Below are 3,220 nucleotides of genomic sequence, written 5' to 3'. Positions count from 1 at the left end.
TCCTGACACTTGCGCCCGCCGGTGCGCGTACGCCCCCCTCACCCCACGGCCCGGCGGGCGGCCCGTGCCCCGTCACGCCGAGGTGTACGTCCACTCCCCCGCCAGCAGCGTCCCGTGCACCGGCATGCGGCGCAGCGTGTCCGGGTCCGCCGTGTGCGGGTCGGTGTCCACGACGGCCAGGTCGGCCCGGTCGCCGACCCGTACCGCGTGGCGGCCCCGGGCTGCCGCGCCCAGGGCGTAGTCGAGCGGGAGGCGGTGTTCCGGGTGCCAGGCGGGGCGGTCGTCGGCGGTGCGGGTGACCGCGTCGGCGATGGCGATCCAGGGGTCGAGGGGGGCGACGGGGGCGTCGGAGCCGAGTTCCAGGGTGGCGCCCGCGGCGCGCAGGGCGCCGTAGGGGAAGGCGCGGTGGGTACGGCCCGCCCAGTGCCGGTCGGCGATGTCGCGGTCGTCGACGGCGTGGCTGGGCTGGACGCTCGCGATGACGCCGAGCGCGGCGAAGCGCGGCTCGTCCTCGGCGGTGACGAGCTGGGCGTGTTCGATACGGCCCCGGCAGCGGACCGCCTCGAAGGCGTCGAGGGCCATCTGGTTGGCGCGGTCGCCGATCGCGTGGACGGCGCAGTCGATCCCGTGCGCGGCGGCCCGGCGCATGAGGGTGACGAGTGCGTCCGGGGTGTACTGGGCCAGGCCGTGTGCCTCGGCGTGCCCGGCCGGCATGCCCGGGTACGGGTCGTGGCACAGGGCGGTACGGGTGTTGAGCGAGCCGTCGGTGAGCAGCTTCAGCGGCCCCATCTCCAGCAGCCCGCCGCCCGGTACGCCGAGGGCGTCGCCCGTGCGCAGCCCCCGGGCGATCGCCGCCTCCAGGTGCACGGGCCAGACGGAGGCCGCCACCCGGACCGGGACGGGGCCCGCGCTCATCCGGCGGGTCCAGTCGGCGAGGTTGTCCGCGTACTCGAAGTCGAGGAATCCGGTGATGCCGCGCTCGGCGGCGGCGGCGCACGCCTCGGCGATCCAGCCGTCCATGGTCGCGGTGGGCACGGCGGGGAGCTGGGCGATGGCCTCCATGCAGGCGTGCTCGCGCAGCAGCCCGGTCGGGTGGTCGCCGAGGCCGAGGAGCGCGAGTCCTGCCGAGTTGATCCAGCAGCAGTGCAGGTCGGCGCTGATCAGGACGGTGGGGTGGTCGGGGACGTGTGCGTCGAGGAGGTCCTTGTGCGGTGCGTCGGGCCACAGGCCGTCGCGGAATCCGTAGCCGAGCAGCGGCCCGGCGGGCACCGGGCCCGAGGCCAGGCGTGCGCGTACCGTCTCCGCCGCCTGGCGTGCCGACGCCGTACCGGCCAGGTCGAGGCGCTGGCGCGCGGCGGCCCACTGGGCGATGTGCACGTGGGCGTCCCACAGGCCGGGCAGCAGGACGCGGCCGTCCAGATCGGCCTCGCGCCCGCCGGGGGTGCGGGGGGCCTCGCCGCCGGGGTGGACCTCGGTGACGAGGCCGTTCTCGATCCGTACGTCGCTCAGCGGCCCGCCCGCGCCCAGGTGTACGCGGCGCAGGGTGAGCGCCGGGGTGTGCTGGGGAGTGGTCACTGCTGCCTCCTGGAGTCCCGCATGGCGCGGGCGAGTTGGGGGTGGGCGTAGGGCTGGTCGGCGGTGAGGGCGGCGACGACGCGGTGGACGACCTCGTCGCTCTCGTCCTGGCTGAGCTTGGCCTTGGCCGTCACCCGGGCCGCGGTGAGGGTGAAGCCGGTGACGGCGGCGGCGATGCGGTGGGCGTAGGCGTCGACCCGCTCCAGGCGCCAGGGTTCGGGGAAGCGGCCCTCGAAGTGGTCGACGGTGTCGGTGAGTACACCGTAGGTGTGCTCGGGGCCGAGGACCACGGGGCGGCCGTGCACGTGGGCGACGACGAAGTTCCAGGTGGGGACGTGCGGGGTCGCCTCGTACCAGACCGGGGAGAGGTAGCCGTGCGGTCCCTGGAAGACCAGCACGACGTCGTGCGCGCCGAGTTGGTGCTCCTCGGCGTCGGTGCGGGCGAGATGGCCGGTCAGCACGAGGGCGTCGCCGGGGCCGCCGTCGGCCACCAGGACCGGCAGGTGCGAGACGGTCATGCCCCGGTCGGGGACGTGGCTGATCAGGGTCGCCCAGGCGTGGGTCCTGATGAGGTCGCGGATCCGCTCGGGGTCCGTGACGGCGAAGATGTCCTGGCGCAGCAACGCGGCCTCCGGAGGTCAGTGGGCGGCGGATTCGGGGAAGTGGCAGGCCGCGAGCGGCCCGCCGGGCGCGGATGCGGTGAGCACCGGCCGGGTCCCCGTACAGATCTCCGCGCTCTTCCAGCAGCGGGTGTGGAACGGGCAGCCGGGCGGCGGGGCGCTGGGGCTCGGCGGGTCGCCTTCGAGGACGATCCGGCCGCCTCTGCCCCGGTGGCGCGGGTCGGGGTCGGGGACGGCGGACAGCAGGGCGCGGGTGTACGGGTGGGACGGGCGGTGGTAGACGGCGTCGCGCGCGCCGTGCTCGACGATGCGGCCGAGGTACATGACGGCGATCTCGTCGGCGACGTGCCGGACGACGGCCAGGTCGTGGGCGATGAAGAGGTAGCTGAGCCCGAACTCCTTCTGGAGGTCCTTGAGGAGGTTGACGACCTGGGCCTGTACGGAGACGTCCAGGGCGGAGACGGGTTCGTCGCAGACCAGGACGCGGGGGCGCAGCGCGAGCGCGCGGGCGATGCCGATGCGCTGGCGCTGGCCGCCGGAGAACTGGTGGGGGTGGCGGTGGGCGTGGGACGGGTCGAGGCCGACCATCTCCAGCAGTTCCCTGGCGCGGGCCGGGCGCTCGCGCCGGGGCACCAGGTCGCGGTGGATCTCCAGGGGTTCGCGGACGATCTCCTCGGCCGTCATCCGGGGGTCGAGGGACGCGTACGGGTCCTGCATGATCATCTGGATGTCGCGTCTGCGGTGGCGGCGTTCGCCGCGCGGCAGTCGCAGCAGTTCGCGGCCCTCGATCCGTACGGTTCCGGCGGTCGGCCGGTCGAGGGCCATCAGCAGCCGGACGAGGGTGGACTTGCCGCAGCCCGACTCGCCGACCAGGCCGAGGGTGGTGCCGGGCGCGAGGGTGAGGTCGACGCCGTCGACGGCCTTGACGGGGGCGCGGCGGCGTCCGCCGGGGCCGCCCGGGTAGTGCTTGACGAGCCCTTCGGCCGCCAGCAGCGGGGGCTTCGCGGCCGAAGGGCTCGTCAAGC

At 75.2% G+C, this 3,220-nt stretch carries 3 protein-coding genes; all 3 read right to left on the bottom strand.

Going from position 1 to position 3,220, the window contains the following annotated elements:
* Positions 1–72 precede the first annotated feature (72 nt).
* From DVH02_RS33905 to DVH02_RS33895, 3 genes are read right to left on the bottom strand one after another with little or no spacing between them, the layout of a single operon-like run.
* Positions 73–1,575 carry an amidohydrolase gene (locus tag DVH02_RS33905; protein WP_114627665.1) on the bottom strand — a complete coding sequence of 501 codons (1,503 nt, stop codon included), beginning with the start codon at positions 1,573–1,575 and terminating at the stop codon, positions 73–75.
* Positions 1,572–2,198: an FMN-binding negative transcriptional regulator gene (locus DVH02_RS33900; protein ID WP_114627664.1), complete on the bottom strand. Its 627-nt coding sequence runs from the start codon at positions 2,196–2,198 to the stop codon at positions 1,572–1,574. The genes DVH02_RS33905 and DVH02_RS33900 overlap by 4 nt, the downstream gene beginning before the upstream one ends.
* A 15-nt stretch (positions 2,199–2,213) precedes the next feature.
* Positions 2,214–3,218 (bottom strand): ABC transporter ATP-binding protein, encoded by a 1,005-nt coding sequence (locus tag DVH02_RS33895; protein ID WP_114627663.1) that lies wholly within the window; start codon positions 3,216–3,218, stop codon positions 2,214–2,216.
* Positions 3,219–3,220 lie beyond the last annotated feature (2 nt).

This window comes from Streptomyces corynorhini, assembly GCF_003346515.1.
GTDB classification, from domain to species: domain Bacteria; phylum Actinomycetota; class Actinomycetes; order Streptomycetales; family Streptomycetaceae; genus Streptomyces; species Streptomyces corynorhini.
This window is presented reverse-complemented; position numbering and strand designations above follow the sequence as displayed.